We start from the raw sequence: 26,530 nt of genomic DNA, 5'->3' as shown, positions 1-26,530 counted from the left end.
CTCCTAAGAAATAAAAAAAAGTTGGATAGTTGGCTAAAAACAGGGCTCAGCCTTACTGCCCCAATGGATACAGCGTTTTTAAAAGTTGGCTAAAAGTTGGCTAGTGAAAATATAAAAAACACCCTCTAGCCCTTGGTACACAAGGGTTTGAAGGTGTTCCAATTATTTTAAAAAAGTTGGCTAGTAAAGTTGGCTAAAACGTTCTTTCTTTCTTCAATCTTATTCCACACCATTTGCGTGAACTACTAGGATCTGTTCTCATTTCTTTAAGATTAAATGATTTTTCCATTCGAATGTAAAATTTATTTCTTCCCAATGGCTTAGAACCAGAACGGGTAGTCCACCATGTATATATTTCATAAACCGTTTGTTTGACTTCATGATATTGATTATCCAATTCGCATTCATCTTCTATAAATGAAATCAATGGATCTATATCATATTTATATTGCTCTATTGCTTCAATGGTGCTTTCGTTGATGGTAAATTCACCATTTTTAATCAAGGTTTGCAATCCTATTAATGCTTTATTCAATAAACCTGATAATTCAGTTTCGGTCGAAATTTTATTAAATAATTGTGGATCTTTTTTTAGGTTACCTTCACCAAATTTATTAGGGAAATTGAATACAAGTAATCTTCTAAAAAATCCATCGGTTAAATCTGCCGATTTTGGCATTTCATTAGCTGAAAATAATAACCTCGCATATGGTCTAAAATCAAAGCTATCCTTGCCTTTAAATTCGGCTGAACAACTATCTCCACTAGTTACAGTTTTGAATACACTAGTTTTTTTCAATGCACTTGATGGAATATCCGCAAATACATTTGCTAACTTTCCATATAACTGTGCAAGCTTAAAACGATTATCTTCCAGTTCTTGCAGCGGTACATTTGAAATATTATTTTTTCCAATGAAACATTCATATAATTTAATTAATACACTTTTACCATTTGCACCTGAACCGGTTAAAAACGTTGACTTTTCATAATCAGTAGACGGAATAAGCGAATATCCAAACCATTCAAATATAGTTGGAATACTGTCCGCTGGCAAAACTTCTGATAAAAATTTATCAATCTTTGGACATGTTGCTGTTTCATCATATTTAATCGGCAATTGTACAATAGAAACATATTCAGGTGTATGTGGATGCAGGACACCTGTTTTCCATTCAAGCAAACCATTTTGTAAATTGATAAAATCATTGTTTTTATTAATTTGCTCGATGGTCATCCATTTCTTATTTTGCATATAAGTAAGTGTCTCAACCAATCGATTTTTTTTGAATTTCTTATCCAGTTTTTGAATAATGATTTTTCCAAGAATGCTTCCTCGATCACGTTGATAAACACCATTTTTATAAATATAAAAATAATTGCCATCATAAAACAAAGGATATTCTTCAATAATTTCATCACCTAGCCATTTGGGGACAAAAGCTTCTTTCCCATTTTCTCCTGAGAAATATTTATAAAAATTTTCAGGCTCATCAGCATTTGGATCAATATTAGGTATTGGTGGATTATCTGGTTCCCATTCATAAGCTGATTTCGTTAATTTTTCTATATGATCTTCGGGGAAATCCGTTTTATTCAACATGAAATGTTCATAAATCAGCATCATGGATTTTATGGCTTGGTCATATGGTATTCCCCACACTTTTAATCTACAAGCAAATTTATGCAAGGAATCATTTCTGCTTCCATTTTCAAGAGAAATGGGAAATTCGTAATAATTTTTATGTCCTTTTGATTTCATTTGCACTATCGGATGTAAAAAGTAAGGCAGTTCGTCCAGTTCTTCATCTTGTGAAACAATATAACGATTTTCCGTAGTTTCACTAGGAAAAACAACATATCCTTTTTCTGTAACCCGTGTATCAATGACAACACCGATTTGAGTAAAGTTTTTTGTAATATTTTTAATTGATTTTGTCATTTGTTCACTTGATTTAAAAATAAATTGATAGCCATTTGGTGTTCTAATACAATGATGTCGAATTTCTTCTGCATCTAATAATTTCTTCACCATTTCGCCAGAATAGAGATCATCTATATCAATAACAATCCGATTTGCAGGAATGACAGCACCTACCCACCCCTTAAATGCTAACCATCTTATTATTTCGGCTTCATTTTTTAAATACTCCCATGTTTCTCCGTACGGGGTTTTAGCTTCATTATATTTTTGATTTTGTCTTACCCATCCTTTTAATTTTATAATTCGTGCATTTGGAAAAATTTCATTTAATGACACCATTGTTGATAACTTTGATGATGTTTTTTCATTTGCTTCCAATGAAAAAAGCTCCTTTTCTAATAAATTTCTTCTAATCCATCAAAGAAGAATTTACAAAAAGGAGGTATACAATAAGCCTTATTACGTCAATAATAAATATATCAATAATAAATATAACTTAATAATAATTCCAATATTGTAATTTTTCTTTGATATGGAAAGAGAGTAGAGTTAGACAAAAGGCTGATAGTAAGAAAAATTACTATCGAAGAAAACACGTAGCTTCCAACTGCGTGTTTTTTTTTCGTCTCCCATTAATCTTGACTAAAATTAAACTTATTAGTATTTCTACAATTGGATTAAAAAATACATAGATTTTACATAAAAAATTTATATTTTTACATTTTAAATTTAAAAAATGAATAAAAATATTCAATAAGGGAAACCATTTGGTTTCATAAAAAATATTATTTCGCAATCCGAAATATTGATCAATTTTGACCTTTAATAAACGTCCATTCTAAGCGTTTTAAATTCTGTCTGGTATGTACCTTCGGGAATCTTTTAAAAGTAAGAAATGGACGTTTTGTGGGGTTTATGTTTGAATCAAGTTAATCCTCGATTTAATGAATGTTTTACTTTCTGTCATCTCAATTACATTCCACTTGTCCGCCTTTTTTCCTAACATCTATCGCCCATTTTTGGATATATTCCTCTACCTCCCTACGATGAAATAACCATTTCTTGCCCACTCGCATAGCAGGAAACTTCGGATTGAAAATAAATAGTTTTTCGCATGTCGGTCTGCTTATTGAAAGCATTCTGCACAATTCCTTTACGTCTATCAACAATGTTTCTTCCTCGATTTTGTCAATACGCTTACGAACTTCTTCTAGATACAATTTTTTTAATTCATTTTCATCTAAAGTGACGTTTAACATTGTTTATTTCCTCCTTATTTTTTTGGTTTCTTGCATCATTTTTAAAACATTTTGCTTCTTTTAAATCATAAACTACAGTTTATAAAATATTATATCACCGTAAACAATATTTTATACAAACTATTGTTTACAAAATATAAATTATTGTTTATAATTGCGTTTATAAAGGGAGAGTGATTATTAATGAAAAACTTTGCAGATTATCTCAAAACGAAAAGAGAAGAAAAAAACCTTTCAATGAATAAACTTGGGGAATTATCTGGTGTTTCTGCTATGTATATTTCACATCTTGAAAGCGGCAAACGAGATAGACCTTCACCAGAAATCATAGAAAGATTAGCAAAAGGTTTAGATGAACCATATGAAAATTTTATGGTAGCAGCAGGATATATCGACGCACATGATTATATTAAAATAAAAAACGAAAAAAATAGACAAGAAGAAATAGAATGGTCACTAGCAGAGCAAGAGCAGGAGCCGTTCGCACTTGATTTTTTATTAATTTCTAATCATCCAATATTTTTTCAGGACAGGCTTTTGACAAAAGAAGAAAAGGCAAAAATAAAAAGTCTTATCGAAATCTTTTTAAGGGATTGAAAGGGGGAAAGGAAAAATGGCAACATTTAGAAAGTTACCGAGCGGAAAATGGCAGGCACGTGTTTCAAAGGATGGTAAAGAAAGTAGCATTGGAACCTTCCGCACTAAAAAGGAAGCCGAAATTGAAGCGGCAAAAATTGAAGAACGGATTTATTACGGTCAAACATTAAATGATAGGAATATGTTATTTGATGAAGTTGCAAAAGAATGGATTGAACATAAGAAAGCAAACGTAAAAGAATCAACTTTTGTGCATTTGGAAGTGATTATTCGCAAGCACATTTTACCAACTTTTGGACATAAAAAAATCATGACTATTCATAGACCTGAAATAAAAAGATGGATCGCAACATTTGGTGAACTTAATGAAAACGGAAAAGAAAAATATTCATTCGGTTCAAGATCGGGATATCTTTCAGTTATAAAAAGCATTTTTCATTATGCCGTTCATGAACTTGAAGTGCTTGAAAAAAATCCTGCTGATAAATTAAAGGTTCCTGTCCAAGATAGTGTTGCTATTCAAAAGGAAAAAGTGAAATATTTCAGCCTTCAGGATTTAAATCAATTATTGGATTTTATGAAAACATATAAGCATCAGCGCTTTCCAGAATATCAGCTTTATTACATTCTTATATACTTTTTAAGTAAAACAGGCTTAAGAATAGCTGAAGCATTAGCTTTAAGATGGTCGGATATTAATGGTAATAAGATAACAATTGATAAACAAACAAGCAGGAATGATAACAATCCGAAATTAACAACATTAAAAAATTCTGCTTCTTATCGCACAATAAAAATTGATAACGATATAGTCCATGAATTAAAGAAGTTCAAATTGAAGCAAAATGAATTAATTTTAGGAAATCCAAGATTCCGCAAAAATGAAGATGGCATTATCTTTCAAAATTATAACGGTCATTATTTAATACCTTCTATTATTCGTGAAGCATTACAAGATTATTGTAAAAAAGCTGGTGTTGATTATAAAGGTACCCACGGCTTCAGACACACACACGCTGTCCTGTTGCTTGAATCAGGTGCAAGCCTTAAATATGTTTCAAACCGTCTTGGTCATAAAACCATCAAAACAACAGCGGATACCTATCTAGATATTACTGAAAAAATAGAAGAAGACGAACTTCAAAAGTTCGCTTCGTATACTCAAAGATAAATCAAATCGGCACGAAATCGGCACGCCTGTAATTTCCCATCGTATAAAAAACGTCAAAATCCTTGTGAATCAAAGATTTTTTCATATTATCAAATTCTACCTTTCATTTTGAACCTAATTAAAAGGTTCATTCTTTCATATTCTGTTCTACCAAAAGAAGCTAATAAAAAAGAACTCCAAAAAACAAATTAAATTTGTTTCTCAGTGTTCTCTGACGATTTTAAATAAAAACTTGACTACTCTTGCATTTTAACATTTACCTTTCTACGGCGAGTTCCTTCCCCTTCTGTCTGGCGCTCATTTTTAATAAAAAAGGAAAGAATGAGACCTAGTAATGAAAGGATAGACACCACCATAAAAGCGATATTGGCTCCATACATATCCGGATAAGAAATCTCTGGGCGCTCCTGAGCGTTTTCCGCTGTTGTTGTCATGACCGTGACGAGTATGGCCGTACCAACAGAGGCGGCGATCATTTTCATCGTATTATCGACGGCAGCACCATGAGGTATTAATTGTTTGGGTAACTGGTTCAATGCAGATGTTGCGACCGGCATCATCACCATCGAAAATCCAAACATTCGGACCCCATATAAGACAGTAATATATGTCATAGTGGTAGAAGGACCTAAATTTGTAAAAGCAAACGATGAAGCTGTCATAATTGTTAATCCAATCATCACTAACCATCTCGCACCGATTTTATCAAACACTCTTCCAATAATTGGTGCCATCAATCCGCTAATAAGCGCACCAGGTAATAGGGCAATTCCTGCCTCTACAGCTGTAAATTCCCGCATTCTCTGCATAAATAAAGGAATGATGGTTTCTGCCCCAATAAGTCCCATAAAGCCAATCATTCCAATGATCATCGCAAAAGGGAAAACCGAATACTTGAATACACCAAATTCCAGCATCGGATGTTTCAATTTTAACTGCCTAGTAATAAACAAAGCCAGTGACACTCCGCCGATTCCTAAACTAAGAAGCGTGGTGGTGTTTGACCATCCATAATTTCCTGCACAGGTAAAGCCATATAGCAGGCCACCGAAACCTAGTGTAGATAAAATAATAGAAAGAACATCTACTTTTGGTTTTGATACTTCGGTTACATTTTTTAATGCATAGAAAGCAACAAGTATATCAATAAGCGCTATTGGCAAAATGATAAAAAATAGTACTCTCCATGAATATTGTGATGTCACCCATCCAGACAATGCAGGGCCAATAGCCGGTGCAAAGGATATGACCAGACCGACCAACCCCATAGCAGCGCCGCGTTTATTGATTGGAAAAATCATCAAAAATACCGTTGTCATTAAAGGAAGCATTATCCCTGCACCACAAGACTGGATAATCCTTCCTAAAAGAAGTACTTCAAAATTAGAAGCAATTCCGCCTACAAGGGTGCCAACAGCAAAAATACTCATTGCCGTCAGAAATAGCTGCCTTGTTGTAAACCGCTCTAATAAGAATGCGCTTATCGGGATCATGATCCCATTTACTAACATAAAGACCGTTGTCAGCCATTGCGCGCTGTTGGCCGTAATGTGCATTTCTTCCATAATCGGAGGTATCGCTGTGATCATCAGTGTTTGATTTAAAATAGCAATAAACGTTCCTGCAAGCAAAAGCACAATAATGGTCGACTGCTTATTACTTGAGATCGCCATCTTTCCATCCCCCATTCCCCTTCATTTTCGCTCCTGATGTTGATTACCGCTAAGAGCCTGAGCTAAAAACGTACTTTTACAGATTACCTGATTTATCCATTTGGTGCCAATTAAATGCTTATCGTTTTATTTTTATTTATTCTTTCAGTTTGATTACCGCACAAAAAAAGAAGTCCTTCCCATACTAAAGGGAAAGAACTCCAATTCACTATTTTTAATTGACTCGCTTTGGACCGGCCCAGAACATTTCTCTTAACCGAAATTTTTGCAATTTCCCTGTTGCTGTTTTTGGCAAAGCTTCTACGAATTCCACCGATTTCGGCGCTTTAAAGTGTGCAAGTTGTGAACGGCAGAAATCAATAATTTCATCTTCGGTTACATTTGCCTCTGGTTGTAAGACAATAATGGCTTTTGGAACCTCGCCCCACTTTTCATCAGGGATGGCAATCACCGCTGTTTCCAATACAGCCGGGTGCTTATAAAGAACTCCTTCTACCTCTGTAGAAGAGATATTTTCGCCTCCGGATATAATCAAATCCTTCGCACGATCTCGTATTTCAATGAATCCATCTGGATGTGTAACAGCCAAATCACCCGTATGGAACCACCCATCCCTGATTGCCGCTGCTGTTGTGATAGGATCCTTGTAATATCCTGCCATCACGACGTTGCCACGAGTAATGATTTCCCCTAATTCCTCTCCGTCCCAAGCTACTTCTTCCCCGTCCTGATGAACGACCTTTGTTTCACCATTGAATGCCAATTCGATTCCTTGTCGTGCCTTGATGGCGGCTTGTTCATCGGCCGGCTTTGTATCGAATTCTTTTTTCCACTCACAGTAAAGGATGAACGGTGATGTTTCCGTTAGCCCATAGACGTGAATCATATTTAAGCCAAGGAGCTCTTGTGCCTTTTGAATCAATGCTGCCGCTGGAGGTGCCCCAGCTGTTGCCATCCGAGGATTTGTATTAATCTTTATTTCTTTCGCCTTTGGCTCATTGATTAGCATATTTACGACCGTTGGCGCCCCGCATAAGAGTGAGATGTTCTTTTTTTCAAATAAATCAAGAATTCTCGGCGGATCCACCTTTCTTAAACAGACATGGGTCCCACCTGCTGCGGTCACTGCCCATACACCGCCCCAGCCATTGGCATGAAACATCGGTAAGGTATGAAGATAGACATCATCATGATTGACACCCAAGTGATACATGAAATTAGCGGCATTCAGGTAATTGCCACGATGGGTAAGCATGACTCCCTTTGGTTTAGATGTCGTGCCGCTTGTGTAGTTTAACGTCAGAAGTTGATTTTCATCGATATCTATCTCAGGTAATGACATCGCTTTCAATGTATGTTGCAGAAAATCCTCATAATCTACCCCAGCCAACGATGTTTCCTGTCCTGGTACTGAAACAATAATAATTTGTTCGAGTGGAAGATTGTCGACTATTTTTTCAATCGGCGCGCAAAATTCTTCATCGACAATTAACATTTTCGCATCACTGTGGCGAATAATATACTCTAAGTCTCCCTCGGAAAGCCGGTAATTTAACGGTACCATGACAGCACCTAACTGGCAGATTCCATAAAAGCACTCCAGCATATAATGCGTGTTGGGCAGCATGACCGCAACATGGTCACCTTGAACGATTCCTGCTTGGTGTAAAGCAAGGGACAATTGATCGACACGCTTACCGAATTCTTGATATGTAAATTCTTTGTCTCCATCGATGACGGCTGTTTTATTTGGATAATACTTCACCGCCCTCCGTTTCCAGTCTAATGGGGTTAATGGGGAAAACATTTTACCAACTCCTCTATTTTTATGAGAGTGATGGGTAACCTTTTCGCGTATTGATCCCTTCGATGTTTACATCACAAGTCTATTCTCGTCCCAAAAATAGCCTTTTGTCAATTAATAAATTGATTTTTCAGAATATATTTTTAAACAAAAAAATGAGTGGAGACGGTCATCCCACACTCGATTGTACTACTTCTTAATTTTGTAATTTTTATGGTTTACAATGGTTGTCAGTGGTTCATCTTTTTCTTTCGAAAAACCATATTGAACCATAACAGAGTTTTCCCTGATACCAGAAACGACACCTTCAAGTTTCTTTCCATCTCGTTCAAAGGAAATTACATCGCCAATTTTTGCCGTTGCCATTTCATCACCTCGACTTTAGATTGTCCATAATTTTCCTATAAAATACTTTATAAATAAGAAAAAAGCCTTTGATAGATCAAAGGCCTCGTTGGATTTACTGAAACAACTATAGTGCAATCGAGCTCTCTAAGATCATTTCGTTAATGGTCTTCCTAAATCCCCAGATGATTTCAGATAACATATCCTGTTCAATCGGTATTTCTTTAATGTCCCAATAATTTTCATTTTTTCGGTGGTAAGTAAAATGTCCCTCTGGATACTTCATTATCGTAAGTGTTCCATTGGGACTGACTGTGTTTAATGTAAAAAAGTATTTCGTACCATCAAGTTGAGCATATCTTTCAAAATCATAAAGAAATCCAGCAATTTCATTTATTCTCGTAATCATCACTATTCACTCCTGCTCTCTTATTCTTAAAAAGAATCCGTGAAAAAGTAAAATGTGAAAGGGGGAAAACTACATTTACCAATAAAGTTATTGTATTGATTATAGGAGGAAAAAAATGTAATTTCAACCTAATTGTCAAAAATCCAAACATTTTTTCCTAAAAATTGGTGTCAGGCACCACAATTTCGCCTTAATCCATAAATTTGGAATCACTTTTTCGTGTTTAAATCTGATATAGTTATCTTTATGATGGAATGGAAAGGAATATATACACTATGAAATGTATTTCAATTGATTTAGATGGTACCTTATTAAACTCTCAGCATGAAATTTCCGCAAATAATGAGAGTGTCCTGAATGAATTAAAGGCAGAAGGCCATTGCCTTATTTTAAATACAGGCCGCGCCTACGCAGATGTAATTAAATTAAAAGCCGTTCAAAATATGGAGATTCCGATTTTTTGTATCAATGGTTCTGTTTTATTTTCAGAAACTAGAGAACTGATGTACGAGGCAACTTTAACCACTTCCACCTATAAAAATATATTTATGATATTAAAAGGATTAGGCGTCGGTATTCTGGTTTACACCAATTATGGGGGTTTTCCGTCCACATTGCCGCCCTTACATGGCAAAAGTAAACAAGAACTTGACAACCTTTTTCAAACATTTAATTATGATGAAATTCTTGAAAAAGACAATCTAAAAATTTATAAACTGATTGCTTTAGTCCACCCTGAGGATTTAGAAAAAATTGAAGAGGTTAAAGCTGCTTTAGCAGGGAAATTTGATATTTCAATAGCTTCCTCTTTTCCAAATAATGTGGAAATTACGTCTAGTGAAGCCCATAAAGGAAAGGCATTATTACGTTACCAGCAAATGATGGATCTTACGTTTGAAGAAATTATTGCCTTTGGTGACGGCGGAAATGACCTTGCCCAATTTGAAGTAGCGACCACTTCTGTTGCGATGGGAAATGCCCCTGTCCATGTTCAACAAAAGGCTGATATCATTACAAAAACAAATGATGAAGATGGTTTTTCCTATGCGGTTCGGGAGCTGTTACAGTTATTAAAGGCTGAAGAGCAAATACTATAATAATAGATATCATCTATTATTCTGCATAATTTGTCGTTTAATTTTCATTTATTCTATAAGACTCGTTAAGTCATTTAATAAAGTGGAAAGCATACCCTTCTTATTAAAGGAGGGATTTTTTTATGAACAGAGAATTCTCAAATAAAACATCATCAAAATCTTCCGGTATTTTTGGACTCATTTTCTGTTTTATCGGGATTGGATTCATGTTTATTAATGTGTTGATTGGGTCTATTATCATAATTCTTGCCCTGGTCATTTTTCTATTTATGTATTACTTTGGAAATGACACGATGGTTATCTGTCATGAAAATGGTTTTAGAGTCACCCTCGTGAACAAGCGAAACGGGATACTTGTTAATGATTATCTCTGGGAGGACGTATCCGAAACCCTCTATTATGAGAAAGAATCTGCTGGTGAAAATAATACGATCACAAGTTATTTTCAGGTAAAAACAGAAAATGGCATTGCCTTTAATTTATACGAAATGAAGAATTTCTATGAACTGATTGAACTTTTCAATCAAAATACAGTTCACTTACCCTACTTTTGGGAAAAGCCAACAGGCATGTTTAAAACCCGATACCAAAAACAAAACCGCGTCGCGAATTAAAGCATATAAGTAATTCAATCTCTAAAAAAGTTAGGGATTGGGATGATTATATGTTATACTTTATTTACCATTTACTTTACGTTTCATAAGACAGCCCTACTCAACTGCAGAGTAGGGTTTTTTAATTATATTTAAGCACAAAAAAAGACTCCACTAAGAGAGTCTTTTATATTTAGGTTCAATTATGCTTTACGAACGTTAGTAGCTTGGGGTCCACGTTGACCTTGTTCTACTTCAAATGTAACAGCTTGACCTTCGTCTAAAGTTTTGAAGCCTTCGCTTTGGATAGCTGAGAAGTGTACGAATACATCGTCTCCTGCTTCGCGTTCGATGAATCCGAAACCTTTTTCTGCATTAAACCATTTTACTTTACCTTGTTCCATTGTTGTTTCCTCCTCGTGTGCTGTGCACACATTGTGTTACTATCCTTGCTCAGTTCTTCAAGACAGAAAGTTTAGCACTTATTATCCTACAACTAACAAAAATAATTCTTCTTAACTATAACAGAGAATTGATAGGAATGCAAATAGGTATAATGGAGGAATTCTATCTCTATTAGGCTCTTTTCGTAAACTTTGTTGCTTTTGGAGCTTTATATGGGTCATTTACTAAGTTTCTAGACAATTTTCGCAAATGTTCTTACGGAAAGACGCCACGAAGCATATAGTTTTACGGGTTGATGAACTTATACGAAAACAACAATCTATGCGAAAATAGCCTTCTATTAAAAGATTTCGTGGAAACTTCCATAAAAAGCATATTGAAAACACCGCTTTTTCGATGTTATAAGGCACTTTCAGTCTTGTTTTTAACACGGACTCCAGAGAAATTCTGGACACGGACGATAATTCCCGTAATTAAGATCGTAATTAATGCTGGTAACACCCAGCCAAGTCCATTTTTATAAAAAGGCAATACTCGTTCATAAAACCCAACAATTTGTGCAAGCCAGCCAAAATATTCGATTCCAAGTAAATCGCATAATGTTTTAAACCCATCGATGACACTGATCATAAAAGTGACGGAAATTGCAGCAGCATATACTATTCGTGAATGGTTAAACAGCTTCGATAAAAATGTCAGCAGCATTAACGCAATCGCCAATGGATATAGAAGCATTAAGACCGGAATGGAAAAATTAATGATATTCGATAACCCAAAGTTGGCGATGACAAACGAGACGAGTGAAAAGAATAGTACCCACATTTTGTAACTGACTTTAGGAATCAGCATATGGAAGTATTCGCCGCACGCTGACATCAAGCCGATGCTTGTTGTCAGGCAAGCAAGCAGGATAATTACCGATAACATAACCGTTCCGACCGTTCCAAAATAATAGGATGATGCCTTTCCTAAAACAGGACCTCCCGTATCGAAAAGTCCGAATGCATCTATGCTCGTCGCCCCTAAGTAGGCAACCCCCACATAAATGATACCAAGAAAAATGGTGGCAATTAGCCCTGATTTAGCAGAAGCTAATAGAACCCCGCGTGTAGATGTTACACCCATTGAACGAATCGAATTGATTACGATGATTCCAAAAACAAGTGATGCCAACGCATCCATGGTGTTATAGCCTTCCATAAATCCTTTTAAGAACGCCCCGTTTGCATAAGCCGGTTGCGGCGCTTCAATCGAGCCAAGTGGTTTGACAACAACCATTACTAATAAAATAAATATAAGAATAATAATGGCAGGAGAAAGGATTTTCCCGACCCGATCCACGAGCTTGGCTGGATTCAACGAAAACCACAGGGTGACGATAAAAAACAGCAAGGTGAACACAAATAAACCAACTTGTCCATAACCTTCACTTATGAACGGTGCAATCCCAATATCATAGGCGACAGCGCCTGTCCTAGGTGCCGCAAAAAATGGCCCAATCGTTAAATAAAGAAGGGCAGTAAAGATCACCCCATAGAGCGGGTGAACGCGGCTTGCCAATTCCTCTAAGTTCTTACTTCCTGAGAACCCCATCGCCAGAATTCCTAGAAACGGCAATCCAATACCAGTAATTAAAAAACCAATAATGGCCATCCATACGTTTGAACCTGCATTCTGCCCGAGTGCTGCGGGAAAAATTAAATTCCCTGCCCCGAAAAACAACGCAAACAACATGACTCCTATCACGAAATACCTTGAAAATGGTAATTTATTTTGCATATTAACTACTCCTACCTAGATGTTTCTTCTGATTGTATTCAATATAGTCCGACAATAATATTACTATCCTTGTCATCTAATATCAACCTATTTTTGAGATTAATTTGATAATTTTGAAAGAAGAATTTTTTATTTTCATGACATTTTTACTAGTATATTCATAACTTTACAAAAGCTGTTAATCGTGACCAGCTAACGACTTTCTATTATTTCAAAATAATAAGTATGTAAGATTAGAAAAACGAAAAGAGACCTTTGTCCACTTTCAACAAAGACCTCTTTAAAAACACTATCATTTAGTTCTTTCCTTGATAAATTTATGAATCAACTTTTGTCCGGTTTTACTTTCCGAGTATAAAAAGGATATTTGATTGCCTTCCTTCAGTGTTGGTAATTGCTTTATAGCATCCTCTGTTAACTGAAAAGCTACCTTCTTGCCTTCGATATCTACTTCAATCGTATGAGGATCCATTTGACCAACGAGCACACCGCTTCCTTTGTTAAATGAATTTTCTACGAGTAAGTCGGTCACCACTTTGGCTTCCTCTTCTTTTGCTGTTAAGAACACCTCGATCTTAAAGTGGCCATTGGGAAGATCTGAAATCGTAAATTTCTTAGCAATTTCTTGATTACTTCCTAACTCTATTTCCTTTATCGCTTGTGTTGACATGACCTCATCCGAATATTGTTTGACTTTTTTTCCTTGTAAATCATAGACAATGTAATCAGCTTCTAATCCACTGGTAAAAGTTAGTTTTTGTGTTTTGTCCGAAAGATTTTTAACCTTGTATTGAATGATCATTGAATGGTTAACAGGCTTCGTTTCAATCGTGGCATGGAATTTAGCTGCTATCTCATTCTGTTTGGGAACATCTATCTTTGTACCTTCCGCGCTGCCCTTTGGAGCCTCTCCATTTCCACAACCTGATAACATGCCCATCATTAATGCTGAACCGATAAAAGGGAACCATTTATTGTTTCGCATTTTTTTCTCCTCTTTTCCAAAAAGGATATTTGTTGGTCTTAGCCATATAGTCGCCGAAAAGGGAAACAAAGTTACATGTTTTATAAAATATTTACGATCGACAATTTCCAGCAAAACCAAAAAAATTGCCATAAATATAGGGCAAGCCCTACATCGACAGCAATTTTATTGTACAAATATTTGTTAGTTCGATTTCAATTCCTCTAATAAAGGAAAAAGTTCTTCCAAATGTTTAATTTCAAAAGTAGGAATAACTTCATTTCTGACTTTATCATGTCGGTTAATCCACACTGTTTTGATCCCTGCCCGATTCGCGCCAAGAATATCAGTCATGAGATTATCCCCCACCATAATAACTTCATCCTTTTGGACGGAAAGTCGTTCAAGTGCATGTTCAAAAATGGTCGCATCAGGCTTTCCTCTGCCAAAATCCCCTGAAATAACAATTTGATCAAAATATGGTACCAGTTCCGGTGTAATCTCTAATTTTGTTCTTTGAAGATCTGGTGAACCATTGGTTAATAGCAACAACTGATAGTTCCCTTTTAACCTATCAAGAATTTTAAAGGATTCCTCATATACAAACGGTAATTTCCTGCGCTCTTGCGGGAAACGTTCCGCCAACTCCATTCCAAAATCATCGTCATCCACTCCCAAAGCTTTCAAACCCGCTGTCCAAGCATCTTTCCGGTAAATAGGTACCATTTCCTTCATTTTTCTAAAATCATCATGATCATCTAAAAAATTACCCCATAGACCTTCGAATGGATTGATTCCTATCATTTGTGTAAAAGGATAAAAATCATAGGAAGCATATATGTTACTAGCAGCCTCTCGAACGGCTTCCTCTAGTTGATCCACGTCAACCCCGTACCGTTCCTTTGCTACCTTACAGGTAGCTGCAAAAGCCTCCTTTACACTTTTTTGATCCCAAAGCAGTGTATCATCTAAATCAAAAAAAATCGCTTTAATCATCGGTGACCTTCCCCTTGTACAAAAGATATTTTTACTAGTTTACCATTTTAAAAATTAAAAATATATGATTCTGAATTTTTTTATACATTTATTAGGGAAGGATGCCGACAATTCGTTTGTTGCACCGCTTCAAGTCTTAAGATGATACCGTTAACACATTGTTTTTGGTGGATAAATCGTGGATGGCCGGGTCCACGATTGCATTATTTCCGACCACCATTAAATGTGTATCGGGATCCTTCGAGACAATGATGACACCACTCTTGACGATCGTTTCACTGCCGATGACGGCATTTTCAATCCAGACGTTCTCTTCAACGATTGTGTTTGGCAAGATGACTGCATTTTTAATTCGTGCTCCCTTTCCAATCTTCACCCCGCTAAACACAACGGATTTTTCAATCGTCCCGTATATTTCACAACCTTCACTCAATAAACTTTGCTGCGACCTGGCACATTCATCTATAAATAACGGGGGGGCATTATTTTCGACAGTATGGATTTTCCACTCCGGATTCTGCAGGAAAATGTTACTCTCGCTATTCAAAAGGTCCAAATTAGCATCCCAGTAACTACGGACCGTACCGACGTCCTTCCAATAATTATTGAAATAATAGGCATAGAGTTCCAAACCATCACTCAGCATGGAAGGAATAATATCCTTGCCAAAATCTCGTTTGGAAAATTCTTTTAGCTCCTCTTTTAGTAAATAGTCTTTTAACACGGACCATTTAAAAATATAAATACCCATGGATGCTAAATTTGTCGTTGGATTCTCTGGTTTTTCTTCGAATTCGATAATTTTATAGCTTTCTTCATCGATCTTTATCAGTCCAAAGCGGCTGGCGTCTTCCCACGGAACTTTAACGACGGCGATGGTGCAGTCGGCCTTTGTTTCGATATGCTGCTCAAGCATCAATGAATAATCCATTTTATAGATTTGGTCTGCAGATAAAATGAGAACATACTCAGGTTTATGCTCCTCGATAAATTCAATATTTTGAAAGACAGCATGTGATGTACCTTCATACCACTCTACTCCTGAGTTATTGCGTTGATATGGCGGAAGGATGGTTAAGCCCCCGAATCTACTATACTGATTCCAATAGTTGCATTGGCCAAGATGTGAATGCAATACAAATGGCCGATACTGAGTTAAGATGCCTACCGTCTCAATTCCAGAATTCTTGCAGTTACTTAAGGTAAAATCAATGATACGGTACTTCCCACCAAATGGGACTGCTGGTTTAACTAGTGATTTTGTCAGCAGATTTAATCTTGTTCCCTTTCCACCAGCCAAAAGCAAAGCAATCCATTTTTGTTTTTTCATTGTTTCCCTCCTCGTAAAATTAGTTCCTTCGAATGAGCACATCATTGCAACTACTTATACTCTTATTATCTCCGTTTTCTTCCATTTTTCCGCTGAACCTGTTACAGCTTTGTGAAAATGTCCAGCTTTTTTATCGACACTAAAAATGGTCCAAACACTAAATTTAGCTAGTATTGTCGTAATAGTAGATAATGAAGTTTTTACAATTCTATAAAAAAACTGCCATTTCTTGACGATTACCTCCGTCATTTGGAATGGCAGTTTTCTTAATTTCATAACCTAAAATAAAATTCTTTTTTCCCCTTCAATAGCTTGGATTGGGTCAATGTTTTGGGTGAATTCAAGTGTTCCGATATACTTTCCGTTCTCATCACGGACAGCAAAGTAACGAATATATACATATTTATCCTTGAATTTAATCCAAAAATCTTCACAATCCTTTTTGCCAGACTTAAAGTCTGATAACAATTCCTCTACAACATGGACACTTCTTGGCGGATGACAGTTTTGAACTGTTCGCCCAATGACAGCCTTGGTCCGTGCAAAAATTCTTTCTTTACCGTGTGAGAAATAGCGAACCACATCATCTTGGTCTATAAACGTGATGTCGACCGGTAGATGATTTAATAACAGCTCTAGCTGCTTTAATGAGAGAATGCCTGTTTCCATTTGAATATATCCTTCAGAGATGGCCTTGTCTTCTAATGCGTTTCTCTCCGGCTTCCACACTGCGGCAGAATCAATCAGACAAAAACCAATTTCATCACTTTCATGGCCTATTTTCACCCATTCATCTTCGGTAAAATTATTTAGGGCCATCGGGAAAAGGATGTTCTCTTCTTTATAAATCATCCCTGCCACTTCTTGAATTACATAATTTAAAACTGCAAGAACAGCCTGCTTATCACCGTGATAATTGGCAAGCTTTTGTCTAGCATCCTTAATGGCATCACGAATGAAATCATCGATTCTCCACATATTGGTAGTCGGACCAAAGATTCCATACTTTTCTAAATAAGGAAAAATCAAATTCTCTTTCCGGCTATAGTGCTTATCAATATCTAACAAAAGATTGATATCTTCAATTAGCTGAAAGATATGTTCAGCAGATTCTTCTGATGCAAACTCCTCTACATGTACTTGAAGCCTCGTGGTTAACAAATTATCAATTTCTTGGTTCTCCAGTTTAAAGGTATGAACAGGGTGCCCTGGCTGGTCTTCTGGTCTACTGTTTTGGTGCGTATTTTCCTCGATCGCTCCTTGAAAAATAGACGTATGCTGCTGATAAATATGTTGAAATTCGTCAGCAGAAATACTTCCCTCTTCCACAAAATCATGCTGAATCTGGGTAATTTCATCGACGGTTATTTTCCCGATAAACGCATCAAAATGAGCTTTAATCTCATCCAGGTTTCGACCGTGATGAAGATCTACAAACAGTTGTTTTAATATCGCTAAGCGTTCAGTATTCTTTATAGGTTGTTGTTCACGGTTATTAATGATTTCACTCATATCAGGATTCTCCTTCACTATTACAAATTGCATTTGATATTTATTCTCATTAATAACTTAACACTTTCGAAAATGTTTGATTGTGATTAACATCATTGGTAACAAGCTAATTGTGAAAACTTTAGGAACGAAAAGTTTATTCCTTTAAGCATGAAAAAATTATGAGAGCCTCTCTCCTATCTATAGGAAAGAGGCTCTTCTATTAGTTTTTATTTATAATATATTCGATTGTTTTGGTAGCTTTAGCAATAGCTCCGCCATCATTTTTAAAGATTGTTGATTTACTAGTTTCTGATGGTTCGATGTGAATACTAAGTTTGTTTTCTCCTGCATTTAATTTGATGGTATGAGAGAAACTCATGTCACTATTGATTGTTACAGGCTCTCCATTGATGGTAAGAACTCCATCTTTAATTGAATTACCTTGTAATGTGATGCTCTCAGAAGACACTGTCTGCCCGTCTGTATGAGAGGTCACCACAAATGGCTGATCAATCCAGCGGAGAATCTTATCCTGAACCACCATTTGATTGCCGCCTTGGTTTGTGACAACAACTGACAGGTCAGTACCTTGTGCTCCGTACCCATAAAAACTGATGTCATCATCATTGGTATTTGCTGCTGTATGATCAGGTAAGCCTTCTTGATCCCATGTGCCATTTTTTACGTATTTGTAAGTTAGCACTTCGCCTTCCTGTGCTTCCACCGTATATTCATAATCATTGGTGACAGCACCGCCGCGTGTCATTTGCCATGCTCCCGTATTCCAGCCGTTTTTACTTCCAGGTATGGTAATGTAGATGCCTTGCGGTGTGTATGCAGGTGCATTCACTTTAAATGTTACCTTTACGGTTACAAGCTCAGGGGTGATAGAAACAGCGTTGGATTTCACCATATTTCCAGCCCGGTCATAAATCTGAACTTCATACATATACGATTTTCCATTTGTTACGTTGATATCTCGATATGATTGCTTTGTAAGATCGAACAATTGATCAATCATTTCACCATCACGGACAATCGCAATCATATAGGGATCCTTAGCGCCTTCTACCTTCCAGGAAAGATTGACCTGTCCGGATTCCTTCTCTGGCTGGTCTAGGGTTACTTTTTCGGCTGGAGCTGTCGTATCGTCCCCTTTTGCAAAGCTTACTGACTGCGTTTCGCTTGTTATCCAGCTTCGTCCCAGATCGTTTGAGAAAGCAAAACGATACTCATAGGTTCCCTCTGTAAATGGAAGGAAATTAGCACTTAAAACATTCGATGTTTCCAGTTGATTCACATACCTTGCCTTATACACATTCCAGTGAACACTTCCTGGCTGTTTGACTTCTAGCTTTGCCTGCAAGCCGTCCATTTGTCCTGATTCTGTTTCTCCTTTTATATAAATATTGGCTGTGACCGTTTCCGGTTTGGAAAGGTCGATGATACCAGGTTCAAGGGCGGTAACGTTATCAATCTTGTAATTTTCTTCAGTTAACTCTACGTGCGGAATGACGGCAGTCGTGGTCTCTACCTTTTCAGAGCTATTTCCGTTTTTATCAAGTGCCACAACAGCAAAGTAATATTTACGACCATTGTCCAAACCATCAAGCGTTACTGTGTTGCTAGAGGTTTCTTTTACTTTTTGATAAAAAGCTCCTGAAATCGTCGTTTGGTAAATCGCATACTTTTTCGCGTCAGCTTCCCATTTTAACGTTGCCTTATGGCTGCCTTCCTTAGCGGTTAATGCCGTTACCACTGCCGGACGTTTTAAGTTTTGGCCTTTATTGGATACAAGCATGCGCCCGCTCATCGCTGGAACGGTAACGGTCAGCTTTCCATCTTTTGATATAGCCGTGTATTTTTTATCAAGCTGATCAGTGAACTTAATTCCATTAATTAAAAAATCTTCCATATTAAGCTCCACTGTTTTTTCCTCATTACCTCGGTTTGTTAGGACGACACCTACATTCTTTTTGTCTGAACGAGAAAAAGCCAGCAAGTCCCCTTTTGCATACAGATGGGTCAAATCCCCATAACTAAACAAATCATGATAATCCGTTCTTACTTTTCCAATCGTTTGATAATGTTTGATCAGCTCCATATCCTCATTACCCCATGGATAGGTCCTTCGGTCATCTGGATCCTTAGAACCGGTTACACCTGCTTCATCGCCATAATAAATCGTTGGTGCACCAGCATATCCCATTTGGAGGATGGCAGCAAGCTTTAAGCGCTGAACCCCAAGCTTCGGATTATAGTTTTTATCCAGCTCGGCCCTTTCAAAAGAATCTGTACCGTTCCCTAAAATAAAGGAAGCTCGTGCAGTATCATGAGAGCCCATTAAGTTCATGAGGGCATAAAAAGCTTCCTTCGGATAGTCTTCATAAACGGCATTGAGCTGATTTTCTGCTCCTTCTGCATTTCCACTTTTTAAGTAATCAATCATTGCACCTCGGAATCGGTAATTCATAACGGAATCATATAAGTCACCAAGGAAATATTCCGAAGCATCATCCCAGATTTCACCAAGAATTAATGGATCGTCTTTCTTTCCTGTTTTCAGCTCATGACGAAACTCACGCCAAAACTCAGGATCCACTTCATTTGCAACGTCTAAACGCCAGCCTGATGAGCCGTTGTTAAGCCATGATTTGGCTACTGAATCGTCATCATACATAATATAATTGGCGAATGACTTATTATTTAGTTCGGATGGATAATCCACAACTTCACCAGGAATCGATTTGATTTCTGGAAGCGAATCATAGCCCCACCAGCATTGGTATTTATATACGCCATCCACCTTTTCATTTTGGACGTTAAACCAGTTTTGGAAGCCGTATGGACTAAAAACTTGTCCCTCTTTTTTAAACTTTTCTTCCACCTGTTTTTTAGCAACGTCTTCTGCAACCCCTGTATTGACAAGGTCGTAGATGGCAGACCAGTATTCATATGCACCAACCGTTTTATATTTCCCGTACCGGTCAAAGTAAATTGAATCATCACCGACATGATTAAATACACCGTCTAGGATTAAATGCATTTTGCGTTTCTTTAATTCTTTAGCAAATGCTTGGAATTCCTCAGGGGATCCAAACATTGGGTCTACTGATTTGTAGTCTGCAGCATCATATTTATGGTTTGATGCCGCTTCAGCAATTGGATTTAAATAGAGTGTATTGACACCTAATGATTGAATATAATCTAATTTCTTTTGAATTCCTTCGATATCTCCTCCAAAGAAATCATTTGAAAAAATGGCATCATTAACATATCCATCCGTATTTTCCAACCGAGGATTATCCGGTAAATTGCTCCAATCCTGATGCTCAATCGGCTCTTCACCGCGCGCATTGGTTTTTGCATCATCATTCTTTTTATTTCCATTGTTAAAGCGATCAGGGAAAATCTGATACACGACTGCTTCCTTCATCCAATCAGGTGTTTTAAACGATGGGTCATATACCGTTAGCTGGAATAATGAAGCATTCGAATCTGAAGTGGTCCCTTTTCCACCTTCTTGGACGTCTTCCCCATACTCTTTCTGACCTTCTCCGTCACGGGCAATAAATTTATACCCGTAAACCCCTTTTACTTCCGGCTTCACATCTGCTTCCCAAAACTCAACAAGCGCTCCCTTTTGCTCAAGCCAGCCCGCATATTCCATATCTACTGTGACGGTATTACCCGTGTTGTAGTTCTTTAACTGAACCTTTGCACCGGTTAAGTCACCCTTCTTTGCTTGGAGACGAAGCTTAACTTTGTTCCCAGCTTTTACAGCCCCAAACGGTGAACGGTATGCTGAATCCCATGTATCGTGATAAAGCCTATCCCCCTGGACATTCCCATCTGGCAAACCAGGATCATAATCGGTGTAGACTTCTTTTGTATCATGGTTATAAAAAAACGTAACCGTTGCGTCTTTTAATACATTTAATACAAAGTTATTAGCTGGATATGCAGGTGCACTCCAATTGTTCCCAAGCACGATCTTAAATTCATGCTTTCCTTTAGGAACATGAGCGGTTAACGTGTATAGATTGTCATGATCCTCGTCCTGTAAAATCGCCGTTGATTGATCAGGAGCCCAATCTCCACCAGCATTAAGATCTGGCTGAATATCACCGACAATCCGTGGCTTTTGATCATCTGGCAGTTCAATCGGTAACGTAACTCGATGCGTACTATCATCATAGAGGAACGTAACCTGTTGTTCATTATCTAGAGACAACTTGTAATTATCACCTCCAGGAGCACCATTCACTCCATAGTTTTCATCCCATGAACCGTTTATTGCAATTTTATATTCATAGTTTCCTGCAGGCAGTGTACCCTTCAGTATGTACTTCCCATTCTCCTGCAGCTTCATTTGAGTGGCAGTTTCAGCAGGATTCCATTCACCAGAACCTCCGAGTTCATCCTGTAGGCTACCGACAAGTGTCACAACACGACCCTCCGCTTTGGATGACATCGGATGAAAAAAAGCGGTCCCAGCAATCGTTTGCGCAATTAAAGCTAAAAGTGCAAGATAACTAAAAAACTTACGTGGTTTTCCTTTCATTCATTTTCCTCCCCTTTAGTAATAATTTTTTAGGCAAGCGTCGCGTTTGCTTGTCTTAACAAGGAAAGCGCTTACTTTATGTTATTATCTCATCATCAATATTTTGATAAGAATGCGCCTTTACGCCCTTTTTGTCCTTTGAGCGCATGCCATTTATCCTATTTTTCGGACTTTTCTATTAATTATTTCTTGTTTTTGAAAAGAAGATATCAGCCTAAGAGTCAATAATATTTTTTGACAGCCTCCTTCATTCATGATATATTTATCTCGAATTAGAGATATTTGAATTGAAAACAATATTTCAATGGAGCATTGAAGATACTAGTAAAGAGTCTTTTTTAAATAAAAATTAATTATTGAAGGCAATGGGAGGATTTACAATGAATGGATTAAAAGGGATACATCACGTAACAGCCATTACAAGCAGTGCCGAAAAAAACTATGAATTTTTCACTTATGTGTTGGGGATGCGACTAGTCAAGAAAACCGTGAATCAAGATGATATACAAACCTATCATTTATTCTTTGCCGATGATGTTGGAAGTGCGGGGACTGATATGACATTTTTTGATTTTCCCGGCATTCCTAAAGGTATACATGGGACAAATGAAATATCAAAAACATCATTCCGTGTCCCAAGTGATGCGGCGATTGAATATTGGGAGAAAAGGTTTGACCGTTTAGAAGTAAAACATACAGGAATAAAAGAACAATTTGGTAAAAAAACACTGTCATTCGTTGATTTTGATGACCAGCAATACCAATTGATTTCAGATGAAAATAATCAAGGGGTTCCAGCAGGTACTCCATGGCAAAATGGCCCCATTCCACTAGACTTTGCGATTACAGGATTAGGTCCCATCTTTGTTCGTGTTGCCAATTTCGATTACTTTAAAGAAATGATGGAAAAAGTCCTTTTATTTAAAGAGATCGCAAAAGAAGGTGACTTTCATTTATTTGAAGTGGGTGAGGGCGGAAATGGCGCACAAGTGATTGTCGAGTATAATGCGATCCTTCCTCAAGCCAGCCAAGGTTTCGGGACAGTACACCATGCGGCATTCCGTGTCGATGATCGCTCCGTTTTACAAGAATGGATTGGACATATGGAAAGCTTCGGGTTCCAAACGTCTGGGTTCGTGGATCGTTTCTTTTTCGGTTCCTTATATACAAGAGTGGCACCACAAATCCTATTTGAATTTGCCACGGACGGCCCAGGATTTATGGGTGACGAGCCCTACGAAACACTAGGTGAAAAATTATCTCTACCGCCGTTCCTAGAACCAAAACGTTCACAAATTGAGAAATTAGTTCGTCCGATTGATACCGTTAGAAGTACCAAAGAATTCATCAAAGAATAAGCACAAAGAGCGAGGCAGTGATGCTTCGCTCTTTGTTCATTTCAGAGATTATGAAATGGTTTCTTTTTTCATTTCTTTTTCTAATTGTGCCACGCGGGCATCAATTGTACTGCGGTAATAAGAGCTGTTCACTTGATTCTCTAAGCGGTCAAGGTAGTTTTCAATCTCCTTGAACTTTGAGTAAGATTGATCAGAGTATGAATTGGCATCGAGCACTTGGTTGATTTGAAGGTTGGCACGTGTCATATTTTCACGGCCCATTAATTCCATGCGGCGAAGATGCATGTCTTTTACCTTATGCTTCATTTCTTCATACTTTCTTTCTAGCTCACCTAGCTGGGCTTTAACTTGTTCTAGGGAAGTACGGAGACGGTTTGCTCGTTCGGTGTATTGCTGCTGCTCTGCTGCAGCAAACTGATATAACTCGGTTTCCCCCGCTTTTGAAGCAACCTCCGCTTGATAGGTTCTTTTTTCTGCTAGTTCCACTGCTTGCTGGTATTCTCTTTGAAATTCATCCTTCAAGGTATGTTGGCGCTCTAACAGCTTTCGAACCTTTTCTGTTTCCTGCTCACATTGGCGAAGGTATTGATTAAGAAGCGCAATTGGATTTTGCTTTTCTTTGTGATCAAGTGCCTCGTGTAAATCAGCGGTAATCGTGTTTTTAATTCTTGTAAATAAGTTTGTCATGTTATTCTCTCCTTTTTGATATTTCATTAGTGAGTAACTGCTTTTGTATTCCAAACCTCATACTATTTTTGTAACTCATTCCATTGCTTTTCAAAATTGATGAACGGATCTGATTCTTCCTTAACCATAACTTGTTTGTTACGGTTCCAGTTTTTATAGACAAGGTATAGAACATAGGCAGCTGCAACGCCAATGATCGCAGGAATATTGTGTAAAGAAGCGATCAAGACAATCCCTCCGATAATCGCTAAACCAATTTTCCATCCCGTCGATTCTGTCTTTAAAAACTTTTTGTAGATGAAATATAGCAGTGCCACACTTACTATAAGTCCTATCATCGGACCAATGCTTGAAAGTAGGACGATGGCAGCAATCCCACCTGCTACAATTAAACCAAATTTCTTCATTTTGTTTTCCTCCTTTGTTTATCTTGATATCATCATACCTTTTTTCTTGAATGATCATAATTGCGCCTAAGTTTGATTTTTAACTCAGTCCTAAGACGTAGAAAGGGTCAGTCCCTCAACTGCTCTAAAGTGTGAGAGACTGACCCAAATCCTATTAATCTAAGCATCTTTCTAAAAAAAACTTCATTCGGCCGCATAAAGGTTTATCTTACCCTATCGGCTTTCGGAACGAGACTTCGGGCATTTAAACGGGTTTTATCTTACCCTATCGGCTTTCGGAACGAGACTTCGGACATTTAAACGGGTTCAGAATCGTACATTTCTCGCCAAACGAGAACCTTTACCGGAAGATTTCCATCTTACTGCCTACCACATCACCATTCACTAGATGAAATGAATCATTCTAAAACTTCTATTCTAAACATACGGTTGCAGGTTGCTGACACCCTAATTTTTAGCTGAGTAAAGAACTCGAAACCTTTTTAATCCAGTTGTGCTGATGTTCCCAGCACTCCCAGACATCATGCATCCAATTTCCCAGCATCGTGTCCCTCTTTACACCCGGCTCCTCTTTTAAAACATCGGCAACCGTATGCGAATAATCCTTTTTGGGAAGTTGTAATACAGGCCATTTAGTTCTTTGTTGACTAAGTAGCATATGGACACGATGCACTTGTTTACCTGTAAAACCATGCTCAATCGCATAATATAATCCAATTAAGGAATAAACAATTGTAATATCCTTCATTGCACCACCCACATGTTGTGCACTATATGTATCAATTGCATGTTGATGAAGAAAATTATTATCTTGAAGACTCAGAGTATATAAGCTAAGTTCGCTGTATTTCTGATAACATTCTGTTGTCGCATTGTACCTGTGTGTTATTTCGAGATATTTGGTTGGAAGACTTAATCCACAACCAGGGCATGTAATAATCAGTTCACTCATTTCTTTCTCCTTTTATTTTTCATTGAAATAACCTACTCTATTTTTCCTCTAATTTTATTATAAGAAAGTGATATTAATTTATTTTAGCATGGAAATGAATGACCCCCTCAATTAAATGTTAGGCTAGTATGTTACCAAGAAGAGCTTGCATATTCGCATTGCCATTTGCATATCGTTTTAAGACGGGAAAAGGAGTGATGTTATGGTTAGTATCGAAGCAACCAAGAAAATCGAGAGTATCGCACATCCAAAGGTCCAAAATATTGTTAGGGCTTGTGTGGAACAAGGATGCCAATTCAAACCACATCCAAGTAATCCTAACTTAGTTAATTTATTTGACCCTGTTACCAGGAAAAATATCATTGGAGATATTAATCTTTTAAGTGAAAGAGGATATTTTACACTGGAAGTTGAAAACGGACGTTTCAAGACATTTCGAAACGAAGTTATGGGATTGGATATAAATCAAGATGATTTCGAATTTAAGGTATTAAGACGCTTGAAAAGGTAGTTTCTTCTATAATGTAAATCGAAAAGGGCAGTGATTTTTTAAATCATTGCCCTTTTTCTTTTTTTTAATAATAGAGCCTTTTTTCGGAAATTATCTTTTTTTGACCGTGCAACGCTTTTTTCCTTCTACAAGGGCACATTTATTTCAACACTGAACACTCTACCTATATTTGAGTACAAAAAAAACAACCCTTTCAGGTTGTCTTTGATAT

General features: G+C 37.2%; 23 protein-coding genes. 6 read left to right on the top strand and 17 right to left on the bottom strand.

What is annotated here, in order from left to right:
• Nucleotides 1-193 precede the first annotated feature (193 nt).
• Both ACJ004_RS21080 and ACJ004_RS21075 read right to left on the bottom strand, forming a co-directional pair.
• A complete protein-coding gene (locus tag ACJ004_RS21080) occupies nt 194-2,302 on the bottom strand; it encodes a phage/plasmid primase, P4 family (protein ID WP_410895103.1) in 2,109 nt (702 codons plus the stop codon).
• Nucleotides 2,303-2,892: 590 nt separating this feature from the next.
• A complete protein-coding gene (locus tag ACJ004_RS21075; protein ID WP_410895102.1) occupies nt 2,893-3,183 on the bottom strand; it encodes a helix-turn-helix domain-containing protein in 291 nt (96 codons plus the stop codon).
• A 183-nt stretch (nt 3,184-3,366) separates the two neighbouring features.
• On the opposite strand from ACJ004_RS21075, the gene ACJ004_RS21070 reads away from it, so the two are divergent.
• Together ACJ004_RS21070 and ACJ004_RS21065 are read left to right on the top strand one after the other, a co-directional pair.
• On the top strand, nt 3,367-3,780 hold the full coding sequence (locus ACJ004_RS21070) for a helix-turn-helix domain-containing protein (protein WP_410895101.1): 414 nt from the start codon (nt 3,367-3,369) through the stop codon (nt 3,778-3,780).
• Nucleotides 3,781-3,796: 16 nt separating this feature from the next.
• On the top strand, nt 3,797-4,951 hold the full coding sequence (locus tag ACJ004_RS21065) for a tyrosine-type recombinase/integrase (protein WP_410895100.1): 1,155 nt from the start codon (nt 3,797-3,799) through the stop codon (nt 4,949-4,951).
• Nucleotides 4,952-5,187: 236 nt separating this feature from the next.
• On the opposite strand, the gene ACJ004_RS21060 is transcribed toward ACJ004_RS21065, so the two are convergent.
• The 4 genes from ACJ004_RS21060 to ACJ004_RS21045 all read right to left on the bottom strand — a co-directional run bounded on the left by ACJ004_RS21060 (nt 5,188) and on the right by ACJ004_RS21045 (nt 9,182).
• Nucleotides 5,188-6,624, bottom strand: coding sequence for a DHA2 family efflux MFS transporter permease subunit (locus ACJ004_RS21060; protein WP_410895099.1), 1,437 nt, complete (start codon nt 6,622-6,624; stop codon nt 5,188-5,190).
• Between the two features lie 214 nt (nt 6,625-6,838).
• Nucleotides 6,839-8,431, bottom strand: coding sequence for a long-chain-fatty-acid--CoA ligase (locus ACJ004_RS21055; protein ID WP_410895098.1), 1,593 nt, complete (start codon nt 8,429-8,431; stop codon nt 6,839-6,841).
• A gap of 186 nt (nt 8,432-8,617) precedes the next feature.
• Nucleotides 8,618-8,794, bottom strand: coding sequence for a DUF2187 family protein (locus ACJ004_RS21050; RefSeq protein ID WP_410895097.1), 177 nt, complete (start codon nt 8,792-8,794; stop codon nt 8,618-8,620).
• A 106-nt stretch (nt 8,795-8,900) separates the two neighbouring features.
• Nucleotides 8,901-9,182 carry a hypothetical protein gene (locus tag ACJ004_RS21045; RefSeq protein ID WP_410895096.1) on the bottom strand — a complete coding sequence of 94 codons (282 nt, stop codon included), beginning with the start codon at nt 9,180-9,182 and terminating at the stop codon, nt 8,901-8,903.
• 275 nt (nt 9,183-9,457) lie between these two features.
• Here ACJ004_RS21045 and ACJ004_RS21040 point away from each other — a divergent pair, with 275 nt between their 5' ends.
• Nucleotides 9,458-10,279 carry an HAD family hydrolase gene (locus ACJ004_RS21040; RefSeq protein ID WP_410895095.1) on the top strand — a complete coding sequence of 274 codons (822 nt, stop codon included), beginning with the start codon at nt 9,458-9,460 and terminating at the stop codon, nt 10,277-10,279.
• Nucleotides 10,280-10,401: 122 nt separating this feature from the next.
• A complete protein-coding gene (locus ACJ004_RS21035; RefSeq protein ID WP_410895094.1) occupies nt 10,402-10,893 on the top strand; it encodes a hypothetical protein in 492 nt (163 codons plus the stop codon).
• Between the two features lie 182 nt (nt 10,894-11,075).
• Here ACJ004_RS21035 and ACJ004_RS21030 read toward each other — a convergent pair whose 3' ends face one another.
• The 8 genes from ACJ004_RS21030 to ACJ004_RS20995 form a co-directional block, all read right to left on the bottom strand.
• Entirely contained in the window at nt 11,076-11,276 is a 201-nt protein-coding gene (locus tag ACJ004_RS21030; protein ID WP_026568674.1) for a cold-shock protein, read from the bottom strand.
• A 400-nt stretch (nt 11,277-11,676) separates the two neighbouring features.
• Complete coding sequence (gene brnQ / locus ACJ004_RS21025) at nt 11,677-13,056, bottom strand: branched-chain amino acid transport system II carrier protein (protein WP_410895093.1); 1,380 nt, start codon at nt 13,054-13,056, stop codon at nt 11,677-11,679.
• A 292-nt stretch (nt 13,057-13,348) separates the two neighbouring features.
• Entirely contained in the window at nt 13,349-14,041 is a 693-nt protein-coding gene (locus tag ACJ004_RS21020; RefSeq protein ID WP_410895092.1) for a BsuPI-related putative proteinase inhibitor, read from the bottom strand.
• A gap of 183 nt (nt 14,042-14,224) precedes the next feature.
• Complete coding sequence (locus ACJ004_RS21015; RefSeq protein WP_410895091.1) at nt 14,225-15,016, bottom strand: HAD family hydrolase; 792 nt, start codon at nt 15,014-15,016, stop codon at nt 14,225-14,227.
• Between the two features lie 136 nt (nt 15,017-15,152).
• On the bottom strand, nt 15,153-16,346 hold the full coding sequence (locus ACJ004_RS21010) for a glucose-1-phosphate adenylyltransferase (protein WP_410895090.1): 1,194 nt from the start codon (nt 16,344-16,346) through the stop codon (nt 15,153-15,155).
• A 54-nt stretch (nt 16,347-16,400) separates the two neighbouring features.
• On the bottom strand, nt 16,401-16,622 hold the full coding sequence (locus ACJ004_RS21005) for a hypothetical protein (protein WP_410895089.1): 222 nt from the start codon (nt 16,620-16,622) through the stop codon (nt 16,401-16,403).
• 3 nt (nt 16,623-16,625) lie between these two features.
• Complete coding sequence (locus ACJ004_RS21000; RefSeq protein WP_410895088.1) at nt 16,626-17,858, bottom strand: DUF438 domain-containing protein; 1,233 nt, start codon at nt 17,856-17,858, stop codon at nt 16,626-16,628.
• 202 nt (nt 17,859-18,060) lie between these two features.
• Complete coding sequence (locus ACJ004_RS20995) at nt 18,061-22,404, bottom strand: alpha-amylase family glycosyl hydrolase (protein WP_410895087.1); 4,344 nt, start codon at nt 22,402-22,404, stop codon at nt 18,061-18,063.
• Between the two features lie 380 nt (nt 22,405-22,784).
• Here ACJ004_RS20995 and ACJ004_RS20990 point away from each other — a divergent pair, with 380 nt between their 5' ends.
• Nucleotides 22,785-23,762: a ring-cleaving dioxygenase gene (locus ACJ004_RS20990; protein ID WP_410895086.1), complete on the top strand. Its 978-nt coding sequence runs from the start codon at nt 22,785-22,787 to the stop codon at nt 23,760-23,762.
• Between the two features lie 48 nt (nt 23,763-23,810).
• Here the strand turns inward: ACJ004_RS20990 and ACJ004_RS20985 are convergent, their stop codons facing one another.
• The 3 genes from ACJ004_RS20985 to ACJ004_RS20975 all read right to left on the bottom strand — a co-directional run bounded on the left by ACJ004_RS20985 (nt 23,811) and on the right by ACJ004_RS20975 (nt 25,808).
• Nucleotides 23,811-24,449 (bottom strand): PspA/IM30 family protein, encoded by a 639-nt coding sequence (locus tag ACJ004_RS20985; protein WP_410895085.1) that lies wholly within the window; start codon nt 24,447-24,449, stop codon nt 23,811-23,813.
• A 62-nt stretch (nt 24,450-24,511) separates the two neighbouring features.
• Nucleotides 24,512-24,856 (bottom strand): lmo0954 family membrane protein, encoded by a 345-nt coding sequence (locus tag ACJ004_RS20980; protein WP_410895084.1) that lies wholly within the window; start codon nt 24,854-24,856, stop codon nt 24,512-24,514.
• A 454-nt stretch (nt 24,857-25,310) separates the two neighbouring features.
• Nucleotides 25,311-25,808: a DUF5946 family protein gene (locus ACJ004_RS20975; RefSeq protein ID WP_410895083.1), complete on the bottom strand. Its 498-nt coding sequence runs from the start codon at nt 25,806-25,808 to the stop codon at nt 25,311-25,313.
• A 202-nt stretch (nt 25,809-26,010) separates the two neighbouring features.
• Here ACJ004_RS20975 and ACJ004_RS20970 point away from each other — a divergent pair, with 202 nt between their 5' ends.
• Entirely contained in the window at nt 26,011-26,319 is a 309-nt protein-coding gene (locus ACJ004_RS20970; RefSeq protein ID WP_410895082.1) for a hypothetical protein, read from the top strand.
• Nucleotides 26,320-26,530 lie beyond the last annotated feature (211 nt).

Source organism: Neobacillus sp. 204 (assembly GCF_046562815.1).
In the GTDB taxonomy this organism is placed as follows: Bacteria; Bacillota; Bacilli; order Bacillales; family Cytobacillaceae; genus Neobacillus.
The sequence above is the reverse complement of the archived record's forward strand: the minus strand, read 5'-3'. Positions and strand labels throughout refer to the sequence as shown.